The 18,578-nt window shown below is 61.7% G+C and carries 27 protein-coding genes; 18 read left to right on the top strand and 9 right to left on the bottom strand.

The genetic code is table 11. From position 1 onward, the window contains the following. Positions 1–104 precede the first annotated feature (104 nt). A complete protein-coding gene (locus V5279_RS24005; RefSeq protein WP_338688509.1) occupies positions 105–326 on the bottom strand; it encodes a hypothetical protein in 222 nt (73 codons plus the stop codon). A gap of 187 nt (positions 327–513) precedes the next feature. Between V5279_RS24005 and V5279_RS24000 the strand changes: the two genes are divergently transcribed. Together V5279_RS24000 and V5279_RS23995 are read left to right on the top strand one after the other, a co-directional pair. Continuing rightward, positions 514–690 carry a hypothetical protein gene (locus V5279_RS24000; RefSeq protein WP_165123723.1) on the top strand — a complete coding sequence of 59 codons (177 nt, stop codon included), beginning with the start codon at positions 514–516 and terminating at the stop codon, positions 688–690. Between the two features lie 136 nt (positions 691–826). After that, a complete protein-coding gene (locus V5279_RS23995; protein ID WP_338688506.1) occupies positions 827–1,093 on the top strand; it encodes a hypothetical protein in 267 nt (88 codons plus the stop codon). A 32-nt stretch (positions 1,094–1,125) separates the two neighbouring features. Here V5279_RS23995 and V5279_RS23990 read toward each other — a convergent pair whose 3' ends face one another. Next, positions 1,126–1,302, bottom strand: coding sequence for a hypothetical protein (locus V5279_RS23990; RefSeq protein ID WP_166295229.1), 177 nt, complete (start codon positions 1,300–1,302; stop codon positions 1,126–1,128). 617 nt (positions 1,303–1,919) lie between these two features. On the opposite strand from V5279_RS23990, the gene V5279_RS23985 reads away from it, so the two are divergent. Together V5279_RS23985 and V5279_RS23980 are read left to right on the top strand one after the other, a co-directional pair. Then, positions 1,920–2,846 carry a 2-dehydro-3-deoxygalactonokinase gene (locus V5279_RS23985; RefSeq protein WP_166295233.1) on the top strand — a complete coding sequence of 309 codons (927 nt, stop codon included), beginning with the start codon at positions 1,920–1,922 and terminating at the stop codon, positions 2,844–2,846. A 13-nt stretch (positions 2,847–2,859) separates the two neighbouring features. Next, a complete protein-coding gene (locus tag V5279_RS23980) occupies positions 2,860–3,495 on the top strand; it encodes a 2-dehydro-3-deoxy-6-phosphogalactonate aldolase (protein WP_166295235.1) in 636 nt (211 codons plus the stop codon). A 7-nt stretch (positions 3,496–3,502) separates the two neighbouring features. Here V5279_RS23980 and V5279_RS23975 read toward each other — a convergent pair whose 3' ends face one another. After that, positions 3,503–3,808, bottom strand: a complete 306-nt coding sequence (locus tag V5279_RS23975) for a hypothetical protein (protein WP_163150412.1) — start codon at positions 3,806–3,808, stop codon at positions 3,503–3,505. 263 nt (positions 3,809–4,071) lie between these two features. On the opposite strand from V5279_RS23975, the gene V5279_RS23970 reads away from it, so the two are divergent. Genes V5279_RS23970 through V5279_RS23950 form a run of 5 tightly spaced genes read left to right on the top strand, consistent with a single transcriptional unit; the run spans position 4,072 to position 5,381 of the window. Beyond that, positions 4,072–4,485, top strand: coding sequence for an SRPBCC family protein (locus tag V5279_RS23970; RefSeq protein WP_338688498.1), 414 nt, complete (start codon positions 4,072–4,074; stop codon positions 4,483–4,485). Positions 4,486–4,505: 20 nt separating this feature from the next. Then, positions 4,506–4,685 (top strand): hypothetical protein, encoded by a 180-nt coding sequence (locus V5279_RS23965; protein WP_338688496.1) that lies wholly within the window; start codon positions 4,506–4,508, stop codon positions 4,683–4,685. After that, positions 4,639–4,884, top strand: a complete 246-nt coding sequence (locus V5279_RS23960) for a cupin domain-containing protein (RefSeq protein ID WP_338688493.1) — start codon at positions 4,639–4,641, stop codon at positions 4,882–4,884. The genes V5279_RS23965 and V5279_RS23960 overlap by 47 nt, the downstream gene beginning before the upstream one ends. Beyond that, a complete protein-coding gene (locus V5279_RS23955) occupies positions 4,884–5,123 on the top strand; it encodes a YdeI/OmpD-associated family protein (protein ID WP_338688491.1) in 240 nt (79 codons plus the stop codon). The genes V5279_RS23960 and V5279_RS23955 overlap by 1 nt, the downstream gene beginning before the upstream one ends. Before the next feature lie 45 nt (positions 5,124–5,168). Continuing rightward, positions 5,169–5,381 (top strand): hypothetical protein, encoded by a 213-nt coding sequence (locus tag V5279_RS23950; RefSeq protein ID WP_166295243.1) that lies wholly within the window; start codon positions 5,169–5,171, stop codon positions 5,379–5,381. A 25-nt stretch (positions 5,382–5,406) separates the two neighbouring features. Here V5279_RS23950 and V5279_RS23945 read toward each other — a convergent pair whose 3' ends face one another. The 6 genes from V5279_RS23945 to V5279_RS23920 all read right to left on the bottom strand — a co-directional run bounded on the left by V5279_RS23945 (position 5,407) and on the right by V5279_RS23920 (position 11,372). Further along, positions 5,407–5,742, bottom strand: coding sequence for a hypothetical protein (locus V5279_RS23945; protein ID WP_338688483.1), 336 nt, complete (start codon positions 5,740–5,742; stop codon positions 5,407–5,409). 1,095 nt (positions 5,743–6,837) lie between these two features. Continuing rightward, positions 6,838–7,293 carry a DUF992 domain-containing protein gene (locus V5279_RS23940; RefSeq protein WP_338688480.1) on the bottom strand — a complete coding sequence of 152 codons (456 nt, stop codon included), beginning with the start codon at positions 7,291–7,293 and terminating at the stop codon, positions 6,838–6,840. Between the two features lie 886 nt (positions 7,294–8,179). Continuing rightward, positions 8,180–9,010, bottom strand: a complete 831-nt coding sequence (locus V5279_RS23935; RefSeq protein WP_338688477.1) for a hypothetical protein — start codon at positions 9,008–9,010, stop codon at positions 8,180–8,182. Between the two features lie 509 nt (positions 9,011–9,519). Next, the gene (locus V5279_RS23930) at positions 9,520–9,801 is read right to left on the bottom strand and encodes a hypothetical protein (RefSeq protein WP_338688474.1); all 282 of its coding nucleotides are present in this window, start codon (positions 9,799–9,801) and stop codon (positions 9,520–9,522) included. Further along, on the bottom strand, positions 9,794–10,984 hold the full coding sequence (locus V5279_RS23925; protein ID WP_338688472.1) for a site-specific integrase: 1,191 nt from the start codon (positions 10,982–10,984) through the stop codon (positions 9,794–9,796). The genes V5279_RS23930 and V5279_RS23925 overlap by 8 nt, the downstream gene beginning before the upstream one ends. After that, positions 10,968–11,372 carry a hypothetical protein gene (locus tag V5279_RS23920; protein WP_338688469.1) on the bottom strand — a complete coding sequence of 135 codons (405 nt, stop codon included), beginning with the start codon at positions 11,370–11,372 and terminating at the stop codon, positions 10,968–10,970. The genes V5279_RS23925 and V5279_RS23920 overlap by 17 nt, the downstream gene beginning before the upstream one ends. 259 nt (positions 11,373–11,631) lie before the next feature. On the opposite strand from V5279_RS23920, the gene V5279_RS23915 reads away from it, so the two are divergent. The 9 genes from V5279_RS23915 (at position 11,632) to V5279_RS23875 (ending at position 18,113) form a co-directional block, all read left to right on the top strand. Next, complete coding sequence (locus V5279_RS23915) at positions 11,632–11,823, top strand: helix-turn-helix domain-containing protein (RefSeq protein ID WP_338688467.1); 192 nt, start codon at positions 11,632–11,634, stop codon at positions 11,821–11,823. Between the two features lie 799 nt (positions 11,824–12,622). Further along, a complete protein-coding gene (locus V5279_RS23910) occupies positions 12,623–13,867 on the top strand; it encodes an AAA family ATPase (protein WP_338688465.1) in 1,245 nt (414 codons plus the stop codon). A 235-nt stretch (positions 13,868–14,102) separates the two neighbouring features. Further along, entirely contained in the window at positions 14,103–14,366 is a 264-nt protein-coding gene (locus V5279_RS23905) for a hypothetical protein (protein WP_338688462.1), read from the top strand. 101 nt (positions 14,367–14,467) lie between these two features. Then, positions 14,468–14,938: a hypothetical protein gene (locus V5279_RS23900; RefSeq protein WP_338688460.1), complete on the top strand. Its 471-nt coding sequence runs from the start codon at positions 14,468–14,470 to the stop codon at positions 14,936–14,938. Positions 14,939–15,179: 241 nt separating this feature from the next. Further along, complete coding sequence (locus tag V5279_RS23895) at positions 15,180–16,175, top strand: hypothetical protein (protein WP_338688458.1); 996 nt, start codon at positions 15,180–15,182, stop codon at positions 16,173–16,175. Then, positions 16,172–16,423, top strand: coding sequence for a hypothetical protein (locus tag V5279_RS23890; RefSeq protein ID WP_338688455.1), 252 nt, complete (start codon positions 16,172–16,174; stop codon positions 16,421–16,423). The genes V5279_RS23895 and V5279_RS23890 overlap by 4 nt, the downstream gene beginning before the upstream one ends. Beyond that, positions 16,423–16,653: a hypothetical protein gene (locus V5279_RS23885; protein ID WP_338688452.1), complete on the top strand. Its 231-nt coding sequence runs from the start codon at positions 16,423–16,425 to the stop codon at positions 16,651–16,653. The genes V5279_RS23890 and V5279_RS23885 overlap by 1 nt, the downstream gene beginning before the upstream one ends. Continuing rightward, on the top strand, positions 16,625–16,870 hold the full coding sequence (locus V5279_RS23880) for a cold-shock protein (RefSeq protein ID WP_338688449.1): 246 nt from the start codon (positions 16,625–16,627) through the stop codon (positions 16,868–16,870). The genes V5279_RS23885 and V5279_RS23880 overlap by 29 nt, the downstream gene beginning before the upstream one ends. Before the next feature lie 421 nt (positions 16,871–17,291). Beyond that, entirely contained in the window at positions 17,292–18,113 is an 822-nt protein-coding gene (locus V5279_RS23875) for a hypothetical protein (protein WP_338688445.1), read from the top strand. Positions 18,114–18,578: the final 465 nt, after the last annotated feature.

The following is an 18,578-nucleotide window of genomic DNA, read 5'->3' as shown; positions in this document are numbered from 1 at the left end:
CGGGCTGTGGAGCAATGGAGATATGAGCGCACAGCAAATGGCCGACGGCCGTGTTTGCGCCTGACAGGGTGCCGGCGTGGTGAGTGGTTGGTCACCGAACCAGTCTAGCCGCGCTGAAACGGTTCGCGCCGCCCGTTGCCCAGAACCCTGGCGACCGTCTCGGCGGTCATCGCGTCGCGGTCCGAGGCGCGCTGGGCTTCCAGCCTGTCGCGGGCCCTTTCCGTGATCAGGAGGGTGATCAGCCGTAGCCGGCTGGTCTCGTCGACAGCTTCCGAGAGCAGCTGCCTGTAACGCTGATAGTCGTAGGTCGCTTGTTGTTCGCTCACCGGCACGCCCCGCACACGCGCTCCACTTCAGCGAGCAGTTTTTCGCGAGTCGCGGAAGCCCGCAACGGAATTGCAGCGCCGCGAGCTGCAACCGCGCATTTCATTGTGCGACTGTTGCAGAATTGATCGCACGCCACCGTGCAAACGGTCATGATGGGGACGAGCGCAATCTGGAACCGAAGCGAGCATGAGCGAATCCGAAGACGGTGGCAGCCGCCGTGGCGCGCTGATCGGACTGCTGGTCGCAGTGGTCATGCTCGGAGTCGGTCTGTGGCTCGCGCATGAGCTCACCGCGGCGAGCAAGCTGCAGGACTGCCTGATGTCGGGCCGGACCAACTGTAATGTGATCGAGCCCGCACGCTGACCCTGTCTTGCGGCAGTGCAATATCGACCCCACATGCAGCGTAAAGACTCAGCCTGAACTGTTTGGTCCTGATTGTGATTCCAGTCACAGGCGGACAGGTGGGCAGTCTCCCCAGAGATCGGCGGGAACCAAGGCCATGATGTCGAAGCTGTGGTCCGGAAAGGGCGCGGCGCTGGCTGCCGCAGGCGCGGCGGGTGCCGTTTTGGTAGCGTATCTATTGCTGACGCTGGCGTCGCCCGAGCCGGTGTCCAGCGCGGGGCTCGGGCCGGAATGGCAGTGCAACCGGGTGGCCTTCGTGCTGACCACGTGCACCCGTGCGACCGAGGCTGATGCTGAGGTGAAGGCGATCCCGGTGCGGGAGGCGATTCCGGTGCGGGAGAAGGACGATTGTCCGGAACCGTAATCGGCCGGGTCACCCCGGCGGCGGCTGGTCAGTTACTTCTTGGCGGTGCTGCGCGGCTTGATCGACAGGCCGAGGCGCATCGCCATCTTCTTGATTCGCTCCGGCGAACGGCCGGTCGCCCTCACGACCTCTTCCAACGACTTCGAGGAGCGCGCCAGTTCCATCAGTCGTCGGTCCTCCTTGAACGACCAGCGCGGCTTTCGGGCCATCTTGCTGCTATCCTTGTGCATGCTCGGCAACAAAGCCGCCAGGCGGGGTCGCCTGGCGGCCTTGCCGGTGTGGGCCCGGACCTTGGGGAAATGTCCGGTGGATAAGCAATACTGCTTCCGAATAAGGTCGCAATTGAAACCCGAATTTAACCTAACCCATCAAGGTTACTGAGGTTTAGGCGTGGCAGGAGGCCTTATGCGCAAGGTCGCCATTTTCAGTGCCGCAGCATTCTTACTGTCCGGTTGCTGGTCCGACCCGGAGGTCACGGGATCGACCAACAGCTGTGCGGCCAATCTTTATAGTCAGTACAATCCCAAGGTCATGGATCAGTGCGTTAACGTCTGCATCAAATGTGACCGCGGCAATGTAACGACCTGCACGACCTCCTGTACGCTGAAGGGCGCGCGGTAGTCGATCCGCGTCTTCACTGATGCGAGCCGGGGCTGACGGGCGTGCTTGCGCGTGCTGCGACGTCGATGGCGTCGGCGGCCCGGTCGATCACGGCCTGCGCCATTTGCTGGCGCGCGGCGCACCTTGCGCGGCGGGATGAACGCCGTTATCGGGTCCGGGCAGCGGCGTTGTCGCGCCGGAACCTGAAAGCGTGGAACAGAGCTCGATGAGCGGGCCTTGCTATGTCGCGGTCGATTGGGGCACGAGCAGCTTCCGCCTCTGGCTGATCAATGCGGCAGGCCAGGTGCTCGGCGAGCGCCGCAGCGACGAGGGCATGACGGCAGCCGCCAAGAACGGCTCTAAGACCGGCTTTGCGTCCGTTCTGCAATCCCATCTTGGTGCGCTCGGCGTCGCGGCCGATTTGCCGGTTGTGATCTGCGGCATGGCGGGCGCGCGGCAGGGCTGGGTCGAGGCCGGCTATATCGACACGCCGGCGCATCTCTCCGACGTCCTCACACATGCGGTCGTGGTCGGCGGTCAGGCGCGCGACATCCGCATATTGCCAGGGATCGCGCAGCGCGATGCCAAAATTCCCGACGTGATGCGCGGCGAAGAGACCCAGCTGCTCGGTGCGCTCGGTCTCGACGCACCGGGCGAGGCCTTGGTTTGCATGCCGGGAACCCATTCCAAATGGGTGCGCCTGCGTGGCGGGACGGTCGAACGCTTTGCGACCTTCATGACCGGCGAGTTGTTCAGCGCGATCGCACGCGACACCATCCTGTCACACGCCGTCGCCGGCGCCGCGGAGGCGGTTGACGGCGATGCGTTCAGCTCGGCCGTCGCGGAGGCGTTCGCGGCGCCGGCGCACTCGGCCAATCTGCTGTTTCGCGTGCGATCCCGGCAGCTGCTGTTTGGCGGCAGCGCCCAGGCGGCGCGTGAGACGATCTCGGGCACGTTGATCGGGGTTGAGCTCGCGGCGGGGCTTGCGGAACGGGAAATAGCAACGTCGGTCACGCTGATTGCATCGGGCCGCCTGCAGCAGCTCTATCAAATCGCGCTCGAACGCCTTTCGATTCCGGTCAATATCATGGACGCGGAGGAGGCGGTTCGCCGCGGGCTCACTGGCGCAGCGGTGGCGATCTGGAAGAAGTGAAGGGGATCAGCGCATGAGCATTCCGTTTCCGCCGATGAAGCGTCCGCTGGTTGCGATCCTGCGCGGCGTCAAGCCGGACGAGGTCCTGGGCATTGTGAGCGCGTTGCTCGAGGCTGGCATGACCGCGATCGAGATTCCGCTGAACTCGCCCGAGCCGTTCCGTTCGATCGAGATCGCGGTGAAGCGGGCGCCGGCCGATGTCCTGATCGGTGCCGGCACGGTGCTCACCACTGCGGACGTCGATCGCCTGCACGACGCCGGTGGCCGCCTCATGGTGTCACCGAATGTCGATGTCGATGTGCTGCGGCGGGCCCGGGACCACGCGATGGTCACGATGCCCGGCGTGTTCTCGCCGACCGAAGCGCTGCTCGCGGCACGCGCGGGCGCCTCGGGCCTGAAATTCTTCCCGGCCAGCGTGCTCGGCGCCTCCGGCATTACCGCGATCCGCGCCGTGCTGCCGCCGGATCTGATGATCGCGGCGGTCGGCGGCGTCTCGGATCAGAATTTCGTTGAATATGTGAAGGCGGGGGTCCGCGCCTTCGGCCTCGGCAGCAGCCTTTACAAGCCGGGCATGACGGCCGCGGATGTCGCCGTCAGGGCAAAGGTGACGATCGACGCGTATGATGCGGCCGTACAAGCCGCGGGCTAGGCGTGTGCTAATCGTCCCGCTTGCCGCCGTCGATCACGCGGAACAGCGGCGCTGCCTCGCGGGGATTTTCGAGCAGTTCCTCGACCATCGCGATCGCTGCGGCGACGTATTTCTCGGTCGCCGCGTCCAGCGGCCGTTCGGCCTCGTCCGATAGTGCAAGCTTGGCGCCTTCGAGCAGTTTGCGGGTGCGGACGGCGGATTCGTCGCCGGCGGTGAGGGCGGCCCGGGCGATCGATCGCAGCACGAACAACTCACCTTCGAGCCGCAGCAGGCGGTCGTTGAGCTTGCTCAGGACAGTGTTCAGGTTCCGCATGGCGTCCTCTCCGGGCGTTGGATCGCCTTCCTTACACGGTCATTCCTGACGAAATTCTTGTGCCGGCCGCGCACCATTTGGTTCGTTGAATGGCGTGCCCGGTCTCCTCATGTTCCCGGCGGTTCGCGCAGGTGCGACGATCTGGTTCTGAGGGCGCCTTTGTGGATCGCTGCGAGCGGCCCTAGTAGACTGTCCGCAGTCCGGCGCCGCCGCCGGACGCGCGGGGCGCATCGGCTCAACGTGACACGGACGAAGGAACGCACATGAAGATTGCCGTCGAAACAACCGTTGCCGCGGAGATCGCGGATGTCTGGCGTGCCTACACCACGCCCGACGACATCAAGCAGTGGAACGCGGCCTCCGACGATTGGCACACCACCGCCGCGACCGTCGACCTGCGCGCCGGCGGCGCCTTCTCGTCGCGGATGGAGGCCAAGGACGGCAGCATGGGGTTCGATTTCGCCGGCACCTACACCAAGGTTGAAGCGCCACGGCTGCTCGAATATTCGTTCGGCGATCGTACCGCCCAGGTTGGGTTCACGCCCGAGACCGGCGGCGTCAAGGTGCAGGTCTCCTTCGACAGCGAGGACACCCATTCGGTCGAGCAGCAGCGCGGTGGCTGGCAGGCCATCCTCGACAATTTCAAGCGTTACGTCGAAGCCAAGCGACGGTCCTGATCCGGCGATTGGAGGACGGCATGATCGACGCGCTCAAGGTCTGGCAGCTCGGAACTGCCAGCGAGATCGAGGGGCGGATCAGCGGATCCGACAGCTCGGTGATCGTCGTCGACATGCCGCCCGGACCGGGGCCGGCGTTGCATCGGCACCCGTATGCTGAAACCTTCGTCGTGCTCGAGGGACGCGCGGTTTACGATTGAGGGCAGGGACGTCGAGGCCTCCGCCGGCTCGGTTGTAGTGGCGCCGCCGAATGCGGCCCACACGTTCGAAAATCCCGGACCGGGCCGACTCCTGCAAGTCGACATCCACGCCTCCGACCGTTTCATCACCGAATGGCTGGTGCCGGAGGCCGAACGCCCGCCAGGCGCGGTCGCCGCGCCGCGCGAACGGATGACGTGATGCTGAAACGACCCCGCGCGACGATGGCGGCGAGCATCCGGCGCGAACTTGATGCCGGCGGCCTGATGCAGGCGTTCAACGAGCGCCCGCCATATCAGCGCAACGACTATCTGTACTGGATCGCGCGCAGCGTGCGGGCCGCCACGAAGCGCAAGCGGATCGACCAGATGCTGGAAGAATTGAAAGCCGGCGGGGTTTACATGGGAATGGAGCACCGGCCGAGCAAACGGACGAGGTGACCGTACTCTCGGCGTAGTCGCGATGATCGTCAGGAGCAAAATGCGATGCGCATTGTTTTGGCACTTGGCCTGTTGATCATCATGTCCGCTTCGGCGACCGCCGCAACAAAGCGGCATTCCCACGCACGCCAACCCGCAACCGCTCGCTCCTTCGTGGACGTGACGCCGCGGGCGCGCTTCGCGGTTCCCGGCTGGAGTGATGAGTCGACCCGCCAATGGCTTGACAATGCTTCGTCCGGTGTCGGCCTGGGCGGTTAGTCGAACTGCCACCAGTGGCGGCGGCTCAATCGCCGTCCTCTTCTTCGGTGCCCCGCGCGTTCGATGCCGAGCGGCCGCCATATTGCCGCGGAGCGGCTGCAGCCTTTCTCGGATTCCCGCCCTCGCTTTCACGCAGTTCCTTTCGTGCGCGCCGCGCCAATCGCATCGCTCGCTTGATGTTTGAATCGGGCGAGTCCTCATCAAAGAACAGGACGATCTCGCAGCTCGGGCACTGGCGCGTGTAACCGTTCTGCAGTCGCCTCGCGCGATCGCGAAAAACGTTCTTGCAGCGTGTGCAACGGACCTGGACGGAATCTTCCATGACAATTCCAATATCGATGAACAGCGCGGGCGCTCGCAATCTCCCAGAGGAAGCAATTGCCGATTAAGAAATCGCGAAGCGGCGCGAGCGATCACAGTGAGAATTGGAACCGGCGACGCACCGAGCATGCCTCTCGAGCGCGATCGGAACTTTGTTCACGCACGGAGAACTACGGAAGAATTGCGTGCGCTGAATGATAAGAACCGAATGCGGTTTCGGACGGGCCGTGACCATCAAAAAAGAAAGGCCCCAGCGCGTGGGCCACGCTGAGGCCAAGTTGACACTTTGGTCGTGGGGCACCGTCACCGGCACCCCGCAGTTAACCTACCTTCGTTTCTGTTTCTTCAAATAGCCCATTTGGGCCATGCTCGTTGGCGGCCGACATGCAGACATGGAGTGTCAGGATGTTGCACCACCTTCCTGGGGCTAGGGCCAACGCCGTCCGCATTTATTTCAAGCGGGCGGCGTTGTGCTTTTTACGCGCGGAATTTTGCCGCGGCTCAAACGCGATCTGCGTTCTCCAGGCTGCGGTACGACGAACTTCATTGCGTTACGCACGAGGTCAGCTCGTCACGCTGCCGATATCGCCACAGCTCGATCTCGTAGAAGGCCCATCCGGGACAAGAACTCAGCCAGCCACAGAGCAGCATGAGACACATTGCCTGTTCGATATGGCCCATGACATCACGGAATGAGAACGGCCGGCATCGGCTTCGTCGGTAGTGGAACAAATGTGTTCGGCTGGCCTCGCACCATCGCCAGAACAGCAAGCGCGATTGCCGCAACCGTCAAAAGTCTCGCCATGAAACTGGTCAGAAAAAATGTCTGCAAGAATTTCTGCAGTGTAGCACCCGGTCTGCGATACCGTTGTGAAGCCTCTCACATGAACGGACGCGCCGAAGCCGCTGCATCGCGCTTGGGACCGCACAGAGGCGCAATTGCGCGTTTCCCGGGCAACGAGTTCCATTCCGGGCGTCCCGTGATAGCCAATTTGGGACATGCGCCTTTGGCACAAATTGTACATACTTGGCGCCGTCAGGATTTTGCATCACCTTCCTGGGGCTAGGGCCAACGCCGTCCGCATATATTTCAAGCGGGCGGCGTTGTGCATTTTGGCGGTCGCGCGCTCGGTGATCAGTGATCCATCGGCCGTATCTCCAGGCTCTCGATCCTCACCGGCTGGGCCGCCCCATTGTGCTCGTTCGACGGAGTCAGCGTAACAGGGGAATTGGTGCCGCCGGCCAGCACATTGACGCCGGCGCCGCTAGGGTGGGTGTAGCCACCGGCGAGATCGTCGCTGCCGAGCCACGGCACTGGTCCCATCACCTTCCAGGTCAATGCGACGTCCTGATCGCCGATGAACACGCCGAGATTCCTGATGGCCGCAACGAAGCGACTGTCCGGCGCGCTATCGACGTGCAATACGCAATCGAGATTGGTGATCGGGCCCACGATGAACCCCGTGTCGGGGCCACCCCGGCACGCAAGCGTTCCGACCTGCACCTCTTGTGCATCGGCGGTTCGGATCGGCGCAGCCAAGACGGCCGCGCCACAGGCGGCGAAGAAGATCAGATGACCCGTTCTACGCATGGTGCCGTACAACGCGAATGGGTGCGCAATCGCGCCATCGCTCCGCGGGCGTCCTGCGCTTGTGGTTAAGAGGGCCTTAGAAGGCGCCGCTAGCGGTTCGGCTGCCAACTGACCTTCGTTGCGCGTCAGCGATGATCGGGATGAATGCGCGAGCAAGCCAGCGCTCGGCAGCTGACGGGAGCAATAGAGCAAAGGCCAGGGATCGGCCGTGGCGTGCCGCCACGCCGTTCGGATCACCGACAATGCGCGCGTCCCGAGAAAATACGCCGCCGGGCTCGAAATGCCTTGTCCCGGCGGCGCCCTGTTTCAATCTGGGCCCGCAATCCCAGTAGGGTTATGTCTGCAAGGCCGGGGCCAAGGTTCGAGCGATCCGTAGTCATACGGGCTCTAGCGTCCGGCGACCGCCTGATGTTCGTGACTGACCTTATCGTGCACTGGCGGAGGTCCGAGCGTTGCCCAAACGACCGCGGCAATCACCATCGCCGTCAAAATGGCGCCGGCCAGCGGCCGATCGTTGTCCATACGCCGCCCGATCAGCCGTGATGCTCGAGCTTCCGCATCTCCTGCAGGCGCGCCAGGCAAAAATCCCGATACAACTCGTTGATGAAATCCCACATGACCGAATCCCCTCTGGTCCAATGTTGGGAGGTTAGGCCGCCTTTGTTTCCGGCCGGCTTCGCGGCTTCTGGAAAATGGTTTCATTCAGGGCGGGGAGGGGTGGCGATCCCGGCAGGATTCGAACCTGCAACCCGCGAACAGAAATATTTCTGACATTCAGCAAAATCAAATACCCGATCGCCCATGCACTATGGGGCGTCTCGTTCATGCGCCGACAAGCCTGGCCTGCACCGGGACTGCATCATGCTCGTCTGCAATCGTCATGGTTCTAGCGCACTGACCATGGAAATGCCGATGGTTGCGGTTTGTTGGTTCGCGGCCGTGCCGGAGGTGGCGCCGGCTTGTGCGTCTGGGCAACATTGGTCGATCGCCGCGGACGCGGCATCGGTACTTCGGGGATTGCCCTTGGCTGTTCGGGGCTCACCTTTGCCCCTTCGGGCATCACCCCTGGCTCTTCAGGCATCACCCTTGGTTCTTCAGGCATCACCCTTGGCTCTGAAGCGTTGGCGAGAACACGGGCCAGTTGTTCCTGGCTTGCGTTGAGCCGCTCGGTGACTGTCTCGCTTTCTCGCGCCATCTGAAGCTGGTTCGCCTTTATCTGGTCGATGATATTGTTGTTGCGTGCCGTTTCTGCCTGGCTCGCCTTGAGTTGACTGGCTACGCTTTCATTGTCGCGGACCAATTGCTCTTGCCTCACCTGAAGCTGTTCAACCACCTGCCGTAAGGCAGCAAGATCGCGCGCCATCGGTTGAAGCTGCTGCGCCAAGTCGGAAGAAGGTGCGACGGCAGTCGGCGCAACGTCTTTCGGCCCGGCTTGTGTCAGGGGTGTGGATTTTGAAGGGGGCATCATCGCCGTATCGGCGGAGGACACCCACAACCAAGCAGCGCCACCGATGGAGGCTGCCAACACAGCACCGACAAAAGCCAGGAGTCGCCAATCCGCCAATTGATGAATCGTTGCCAGCGGCGGGCGAAGCGGCTTCACGCCGATCGGTGGGCCTGAAGGACTGACTCCCGCTTCGCGCGCGAGGTTCAAAAGCTGCTGCTCCAAGCTCGTGAGCCGCCCTTCCGCGACCTTGTCGTCCAGCGTGGAATCCATTTGGTGCTCCGTATCAAATGCAATGGCACCCGCCTTGAGAGCGGATCTGCCCTTCGGCGAGCTAACATTCAACGGGACGCAGGTGGGTATTGCAGCCTAAGCTTCCCAAGGATGAGCATGCAACCTGCGCATCACATCATCTTTCCTTTATACGCTCGCCCCTCCTGAGCTGTCTCCGCGATTTTAAGCGCAGCCCCGAGGTGGAACTGTGTTCATGTCCGGAGGAAAATCGTGATGAGACGTGGGCCGATTGGTGTCTCGACCGCCGATGAGAGTGCTACGAATACACGCCCGGCGGCTTTCTTACGGATCCGGGACGCTGAAATTTCCAGCACAGCCCAAATTGCAGGGTCGATACCATGAGCGGATCGCATTGAAATGGCTGGCGATCCCGGCAGGATTCGAACCTGCAACCCGCGGAGTAGAAATCCTTCGGCTTCTTTGCAATATCAGCAGCTTAGCGTCTCCGTGTACGATTGGCGTCTCATAGCAGGGCCAAAGGTAGCCGATCAATCGAGACCAGAAGCGACCGTTACATACCGCTGCAAATACTCCGTAGCACTCGCGGGGGACCAAAGACGAAAACGGATTTCGTCCATCAGTTCGCCATCTCTTTCTGAGTCTCCACAGTCTTCGAAGAATTCGAGGTAGGCATTGAGGAGCGGCTCCGGCACGGCGTGCACGGTAGCGGCCAAGCCGTCAAAGCACGCCGCGACGTCGTCATTCCCGGCCCTTTTTCGCGCCTTCTCGGCCGCCCCCTCAAATTGAAACCTCAAAATCTCATTACTCATGGGTTTTTCCTCCTAAGAGCCGTGCTTGGACGCTTTCCGCGGCGCGCTGATCAGCTTCGGCATCAGCAAAAAGATGCCCGTAGACGTCGAACGTCACTTGGATCGAGCTGTGGCCCATAAGCCGCTGAATTTGCTTCGGGTTATAGCCGCTCTCGATCCACAGGGAGGCGCAGGCGTGCCGAAGGGAATGGAGACCGTACTTCGGTGTCACCAGCGTGACCGGCACGCCAGCGGCGTCCGTGGCGGGCTTGCCAGCCTCATCCGTCACCCGGACCGTATCGATTATGCCGGCGGCGATCTGGATCGGCCCGAAATCGCGGTCCAGTAGGTTCGAATGCGACTCGACCTTGCCGACCCCGTTGGGGAAGACCAGGCCGAGATCGCTCTTGGGGCAGACTAGTTTCCATTCGCGCAGGGCAAGCAGGGCGATCGGAGGGCAGGGGATCGACCTGTAGGCAGCCTTGGACTTGAGATTGCCGATCCTATGAGAGGCGTCGGCTCGCTGACTGATGTTAATTTGGCGGCCCTCAAAGTCGACATCGCTCCACCGGAGGCCTCGCATCTCGCTTGGTCGCGGGCCACAGAAGATCGACGTCAGGAAGTAGGGACGGGCTCGGCCGCCCTTCGTCGTCGCTCCCGTGATGATCGCATTGAGCTCCGACTTCGTGGGGATGACCGGCCGAGGATCTTCTCGATCCGGTAGTTCCAACTCCAGGCCCACCGTCGGCGCCGCGTTGGAGAGGCCGCGACGCCTTGCCTCCTTGAAGATCCCTCCGAGCGATCGAACGACGCGCTTGATCATTTCGGCAGACCGGCCGGCATCCCGAAGGGCGTCGGCAAAGGAGTTGACCGCGGGCACCGTAAGCTCGTTCAGCTTCTTGGCGCCGATGAACGGAACAATGTGAAGATTTACGTGCTCCTCGTATCCCTTCACCGTCATGGGCTCGAGGCCCTTTTCATTGCAGCGCTTAATCCAAAGCGCCGAGGCCTCTTTGACGGTGGGAGAAATGCTACCCGGCGTATGGGTACCGCGGGATATATCGTGCCGCACCTCGACAAGCCACGCTTCGCCATCACTCTTGCGCGCGAACTGCTTCGTGCGACGGATCCCTGCGCCATCGGTGTAGGAGGCGCGCCATCGGACCAGCCCCGACGGAAGTATGCGCTTACGAACCGTCGCCATCGAGCATTGCTCCCAGGGTGGAAATATTGGAAAGCGAGAAACTAGCGCTCAGCTGGATACCGTATTGGTCGACTTTTGGGTGCCCGAAATGACTCGGCAACTGCCTAGAGGCGTCGGTGATGGTGGCCGTCATCGAGTTACGATGGACGGAGATACCGAAGGCGACGGTTCCTTCGCGAAAGCTTTTAGCGATTACGTGCGCGATCGCCTTATCAAGCGTCCTCTGATGGGTGAGGGCGCATGTGGTGACTTTGAAATGTGATGTTTTCTCGTCCCATTTGGTGGCACGAAGTGCCGCCCAGGTCGCAATTCGCTCGTCGACTTCGGATAGATTGTCAGTAACCAAAACTGAAAGCAGGACCAGCGCAACCGCCTCAGGTGTTGCCATCGCCCCACCCCCCTTAGGCCCGCGAGACGATGCCGAGGGAAGCAGCCCCGCCCTGACTAGCGCCCGCTGACGCTCATACAAGGCCGAAGGCGACATCGCGAAGGCTGCAGCGACGTCCGGCGCGAAAAGGAATTTTTGCAGACTGATCATGACGGACGAATACTAGGCGGTAATTGTGGGCAATGTCCATAATTTAGTTGCGCCTTCGAGGCCGAAGCGGTATTTGTGGATAATGTCCACAATTGATTTGGGTGCGTGCATGACTGCCGAAGAGCCGAAAGCACTGGTCTACACGGTTCATGAAGCCGGCTGCTTACTAGGTCTGACGAAAAATAATGCCTACTTGGCCGCAAAGCGCGGAGACATCCCGACCATTAAGATCGGTCGGCTGATCAAGGTGCCCAAAGCGGCACTGCACGCGATGATCGATGCCGGGGCTGCCGTTAAATGAAGGGACTGCCATCCGTTCCTTGCGAGATCCATCAGCGCGACGACGGCCTATTCGAGGTCGTCAACGGCAACGTCACCGCAGGCCCGTTCCCTACGTTGTCGTTCGCGGCGGCGATAGCGGAGGGCAGGGTGGCGGAGCAGACACGGTCGCCGAAACTTCGCCGGTTCGTAGTTGTCCGAGAGGTGCTGCACATTGGCCGCACCTAGTCCGGAGATGCGAAACCCCGCGACCGGCCAGGGCCACGGGGATGTTTCGCAAACCAATTTCAACATCTGCGAATTTATAGAAGCCCCGCTCACACTGCAACAACAAAGGGTGCGGCGCCTCTATGCAGTTTCGATCGCCACCGCCCTGACAATCTCTCGCCTTGCCTACTACACGGGGGCGCCATGACCGTCCGTCGTATGCGCCCGATCTTTGCAAGTGACGTTAGGCGGCTTGGCGGCATTGTTAGTGTTCGCACTGGCCGTGACCGCACCGAGGGATCGACCTACTACACGGTGCACCATGTTTCCCGTGGCGGCGATGTTGCTTTCGAATCGCAACCCATCCCCGACGAAGACCGGGCTACGGCGGCGGCTACAGTGCTCGCTGCGTTTACAGGCGCGGAGATGCGCCGCTTATGAATGCACCGCTTTTTACGCCTACTAGCGCGGCTCAGCGAGCGCTGCGTGACGTCGCCGAAATCATCGTGCCGCGGTCGCGAGATGCATCAGAGGCGCTGGAGAGCTGGGATCGCGTTCTAACGAGTGTCGATCCTAAGCTGCGCGCGCTGCAGTTCACCAGGGCGGCAACAGAAGTGCTGCGGCTCGCCGAGCCCAATGCATCGCCCCAGCAGTGGCAGCAGCTGGTCGACGACGTGCACGCCATGGGCGAGCGACACGGCCTGCCGGTGGCGGTGGTGCAGAACCTCATGGCCGCGGCAACCGAGGCGCCGCCCGATCGACAGGCGGGGGAAGCGCCCGCGGCGTGGGAGGACGAGGTGCCGCAGGCGGTGCTGGTAACTCCCGCGCATTGGCCGCACGAGCCACCGCCGCCGGTTGATTGGCTCGCCGACCATCGTATTCCGCGCGGCGACGTGACAACGCTGCACGGCGATGGCGGGGCAGGAAAGACCGATATTGCCACGCAGCTAGCCGAGGGATGCGCCAGGGGTGGCGGATATTGGTTAGGACACGAGATATCCCACGGGCCAGTCGTCATCATCAGTGCGGAGGAACCGGAGCGCGAACTGCGCCGGCGAATGTGGCTGCACGGGCAGCGCGACGGGTTCACCACTGCCGACATCGCGGACGTGCATCTTTGGTTCCCCGATGACGTCGCTGGCGCAGTGTTCGCCACCCCGTCGCGCTCCGGGCTGATGGTGCCGACGCCGCTATTCCGTTCGATCGAGGCGGCGGTCGCCCGTATCGCGCCCGTGCTTGTCGTCGTCGACAACGTGGCCGCGACATTCACGGGCAACCAGAACGACCGCGTCATGGTTCGCAGCTATGTGAATCTGTGGCGCACCATTGCGCGCCAACCAAGCCGGCCGGCGGTGCTATTGCTCGATCACCCGAGCCTCTCAGGCCTCACCAATGGAAGCGGGCGCGGCGGCAACATGGATTGGCGGAACGCTGTACGGTCGGCGCTGTACCTGCGCGTGCCAGAGGACAAGGCAGAGGCCGACAGCGGCGTGCGCGTGCTCGAGACGCAGAAAAGCAATTACGGCCCCACAGGCGAGCCGGTGCGGCTGCAATGGGGTGACGGCGGGCTGGCGCTGGAGAAGGCGCCAAACTCGCTTGTGCGGCTTGCTGAGGACGCCAAGGTCGACGAGGTATTCCTGCGGTTGCTCGACAAGCGCAACGCCCAGGGACGTCCTGTGCGGCCCAGCCGCGGCCCCGGCTATGCGCCGTCCGAATTTGCGGAGGACCCGGAGGCCGCTGGCAGCACCGCCAAGGCATTCGCGATCTCGATGGATCGGCTCTACAACGCCGGCAAGATCATCACGAAGGAGAGCGGCCCCGCATCACGCCGGTTCAAACACATCGAGAGGGCGCCGTGAGACCTTCGAACACCCCTTCGAACTGCCCAAACGGCCTTCGAACACCCCTTCGAACTGATATTCGAACACCCCTTCGAACTGCTTCGAACACCCCTTCGAACATCCTTCGCACATACCCCCCACACCCCCCAGGCGGTTCGAAGGCGCCCGCCGCGGCCTTTGGGGCCGCTAGCGCCTCCGCCCGCCCAAGGCCGGGACGGACACCTCGGCTTCGCTCGCGGCTCGAGGCGGTGGGATGAGCAAAACCGACCCTTCACTTGATCCGGTGGCCGCGAAAAAGCGCAAGCACGCCAAGCAGGCGGCGGAATCAAGGAGCCGCAAAAAGAACGGCCGAATCAAGATCTGGGTTGAAGTAGAGCGCGGCAGAGCGGTCGATTTCCTCTTCGACCGTGGTCACCTTAAGGAATGGTCGCTCGACGAGGCCGGCGCATCGGAGATTGGCGGCGCCTTTTCGGAATTTATCGAGGTCAGCGGACTATTCGACGACGGCGGCGCGTGACGTGTCACGCGGTTTCGAGACCGAGGTGGAGTAAGTAAGCTCGGATGAGCCATACACCAGATCAAATCAAGGCGATTGCCCGGAGCGTAAGGCCTGCGCCAATGGCTGCGGCAGAATCCGAGTTATCGGAGATTCAGCGCGCGCAGGCCGACCTCTGTGCAAAGATCACGGTCGACAGAGACATCGCGAGCGGCGTGTATCAATCGGCGCTCAAGCTGATTTCCGAGGATGAGCGGCGAGCGGCACAGGTCCGCCTCGATCGTCTCAACGCTGAAGCGGTCCGGCTCGAGCGATCGGCGCGCGCCGTGCGCGCCCGGATGCAGGAATACAGCGTGGCGAACAAAATCGCTGTCCGCGATGCGATAACCCCGCTCCGCAAAGCCGCCGCAGAGCGGGTCGCGTCCAGCATCGCGCAGCTGACCGCCGCAATAGCGGCTTTGAATTCGACCGGCCTCTGCTTGAAGGAGGCTGGCGTTGACGCCGTACGGGTGCCTGAACCGCTGCTTTCAGGCATGGACGCCATCGCAAAATCGATCATCACGGCGACTTCGCCGGAACTGGAGAAACGCTAGTGACCGTTGTCAAGTTGCAGAAAACGTACCGACCCCGCCCTGTCGTGAAACTGTTGCCCAAGATTCAAAGCCTGTTTCGGATCCGCGACATGCAGCGCGAGCTCGCGCGCGATTACGACCTAACTAAAATCGGAGAGTTCAATCCCACAATGTCCGCCAGAGCCCGCCATCTCGCGCGGCTGCAGCTCGATTTCGAACATCGATACGGGCACGCGCCAGACACTAGGAAAATCTAGACCGAATGTCGGGCCTTTCTGAAATAGAAAATAAAATCGCTGCGCTCAGGGCTCGCTACGCCGAGCTCGACGAAAGGCTAGTCCCCAAGCGCAACGGCATTATCGATGGTTCAGTTAGCGCTGCAATGGGCGTCGTTACCGCCGAGATTGCGCGCCTCGAGGGCTTGCGCGAGAAGGCGCTCGTTAGCGATTTGATCGGCGAGACGTCCACAGAGTCACCGTCACCTCCGCCACCGCAGCGCCCGGCGGCGGCGGCGTTGCCCGAGCCGGTTTTCGCGACAAAGAATTCAGAGCTCAGTGATCCGCTTCTCGGTCTTGAACGGCTCCCGGATGCTCAGCACGACCGCGCGCAAATCTATCGTAAATTAGCAGTCTGGGCGTGCGAGTATGTTAATTCGAGCCTAGAGCAGCGCAAGAACGATGCCGGCCAGGATGTTCAGGTCCAGTTTACGCAAGGGTTTTTCCGGGCGCTAATCATCACGCTCGGCGCGATGACTGCTGAATACAGATACTTGATCGCGCTCGGTCGCGACAATCGCAAAATCCTCGAGGAGACGCTGTTGAGGCGCATCGAGGCGCTTGAGGCGCGGCCCGTGATGGTCGATGCCGGCGTGTTTGACGACGCCAAGACTTATTCGCCGGGATCCTTTGTCAGTTATCAAGGCTCAGGCTGGGCCGCCCAGGTTGAGACCAGAGGGGTGCGTCCCGGTGACGGCACGATCTGGCGCTTGGCGGTCAAAAAAAGGTCGAGACGGAAAGGATGCACCGCGATGACGATCGGAAGTGAAATGAGTCTTCCGGAAATGGATCCGGACCATGATGTGGCGCTGCATGAGCACGTTGCCCGATACAGGCAGTCCAATCCCAGTGAGGCAAGGCTAATCGAAGCGATAGCCGATGGATTTGCTCCGGTGATCCGAGAGGCGATCGGCAATGCGTTGCAGCCACTCGCGGAGCGTCTGGCTGACCTTGAACGGCGCGTTGGAAAGGAAGAGCTATGACCTCACTCGAGGATGCAGAGGCCCGGATTAAAAGAGAATTATTGCAGCGTTCGAAGTGCGGCCAGTCCGGCCACGTATCAAAGGTCGACTTCGTTTTGTGCGAAGATTTCGAGAGCGTGATGATTTACGTGGACACGGCGGACGAGTTGGACGCGGCCTGCGCTTGTTTCGATCTTCCGGACGGCATGCCGTTCGACCCGGAACAGTTGCAGCGACAGACTACGTTGGCAGCGGAGCGGCTTCACTGATGACGATCAACGAGGCGAATGACGAACTCTGCCGGCATCGCGACGCGGCCCTGACCGCGTATGCCGTACAGATGTGCGATGCTGGCATTGATATCAACGGCGAACGGTTTCGAAGTGAGATGTTGGCCTATGCGACCACACTCGAACGCTGGCGCCACGACGCGCTCATTCGAATCGGCCGGAGAGTTGGCGCGATTGCAGATGAGCGAGCCGGTGCGAAGCTTCAATAATAGAGCCCCGAATATGTACACCGGCAAAATCAAAATGTGGGATTCCGATCGCGGTTTCGGGTTCATCAAGCGCGATGACGGCGGCCCGGATGCGTTCGCGCATATTAAGCACCTCTCCTCGGTGTTCCGGCCTGAATCCGGGCAGACGGTGGCATTCGACCTTGTGATCGACGAACGCAATGGCCGCGAGCGCGCCGACGCGATCAGGTTGGCCTGATGGTAACCGTCAACGAATTGGCGACCGCGGACGGACCGGCGCCAAAAACGAGACTGAGCAGAGGCAGGATTAGGCGCCTCGCTCGGTCTCGTCATCCGATAATCCACGACTGGAAAAAGGACATCATAACGTGAGTCTTGTCGCACTCGACGGAACGCCGCTCACCATCATGGGGTGTCCGCTTCGGCGTTTCATACCTAGTGTAACGACGTTGTCCGGCAACGCGATCAGTGCGGCCAATGACTCCGTCATTATGGTCGGACAGATCTTTTGGCAGGACGGCGGAACCCATACGGTCGACGGTTCGTCGTCCTTTGTGTGGCGAACCGGCTCCGTCACCGTTCGCCAATGCCGGCACCACGGTCAAGGTCGGCCTGGCTGCAGTCCGATACCGCCAACGGCCCGCCGGTCAGGGCAGTCAATGTCGCGAACGTCATCACGTTCGATGTTAGCGCTTCATTTACCGGGGGTGGCGGCGGCATTAACCGCAAACGCTTCGCAAACAAGCGTACCGACGACAGGTTCGAAGTCGATCGCGACTGGCGACGACGCTGCCTTTGCAGTGCAGATGACCGCAAAGGGCGGTTCAGACTCAATCACCGTTCAGTGCGCTTCTGTTGGCGGCATCGTTGGTGTCATGCCGACTGTAACCACCGGCGCGGTCTATTCGAATACGAACCAAGTGCCGAACGTGGTGATTGTCGCTTCGGACGGCACCCTCGGCTATTTCTTCGGCGGATATGTTGCAAACTCCGCCACGACGCAGACTTGGAGCAGCTCGGACACGATCAAGGAATACGGAAATCTCATCATACCGCCGTTCCCGGTCAAAGTTTACGGCGTGATCCTCAACGCTGCTTTCTTCGGCAACACCGACGCAATTCTCTATTCGAATCCGCTCGTCACGCCGGTCGCAGAAAAGACCAAGTCCATCGATCTCAACGCAATTGGCTCGGCCACCGCCGGCCCATATCCACGTCAATCCAAATGGATTACAAAACGTATGCCTCATCGGCCCATCATTTGGGTCGCGGGAAACTGGGGAGTTGGACTGGTGACAGGTAGCCCGACCCATCCAGGGCTCAGCGAAGACGGTTCAGCTAAGCCTACTGTTCTTCAGTTTCAGTTCGACGACCGTGATCCGATCGTCCTCGCGATCGTGGCGAAAGAGGCGGTGGCAATCGCGCGGTCGATACTAGACCAGTATGAGAACCCGCCGCCTTCGCCAGATCGTTACAGCTGAAGGCAACAATGAGCACAACAGCAAGCCAGGCCCGGCCATGGGTTAGCTGGTATTGGTCCGCGCGGTGGCGAGCTATTCGCGCTGCGCAACTGAAGGCAGAGCCCTGGTGTAAGTTCTGCCTTGATGCAGGCGAGCGCGTGCGCGCGACGGTGTGCGACCACGTCGAGAGGCACAACGGCGACCAGGTTCGCTTCTGGTCTGGGCCATTCCAAAGCCTATGCGAGCCACACCACAACGCGTCGAAGCAGCGCGCCGAGCGACGCGGCTACAGCAGCGCGGTCGATGAGTCGGGCTGGCCCACGGATGAGCGTCACCCTGCGAACAGCGGTCGAGCGGGCCAAGCCCAGCTGGCGCGACACCGGGGGGTAAGCGGGGAAAGCCAAGCCGATGGACCCGGCATCGCTCGGGGGCGTTTCCGTACAACGTCGCGTTTCTGAATAGGGTTTCTTGGATGAAAGGTAGAAG

Origin of the sequence: Bradyrhizobium sp. 26S5 (assembly GCF_036923295.1) — a bacterium.
Lineage (GTDB): Bacteria > Pseudomonadota > Alphaproteobacteria > Rhizobiales > Xanthobacteraceae > Bradyrhizobium > Bradyrhizobium septentrionale.
The sequence above is the reverse complement of the archived record's forward strand: the minus strand, read 5'-3'. Positions and strand labels throughout refer to the sequence as shown.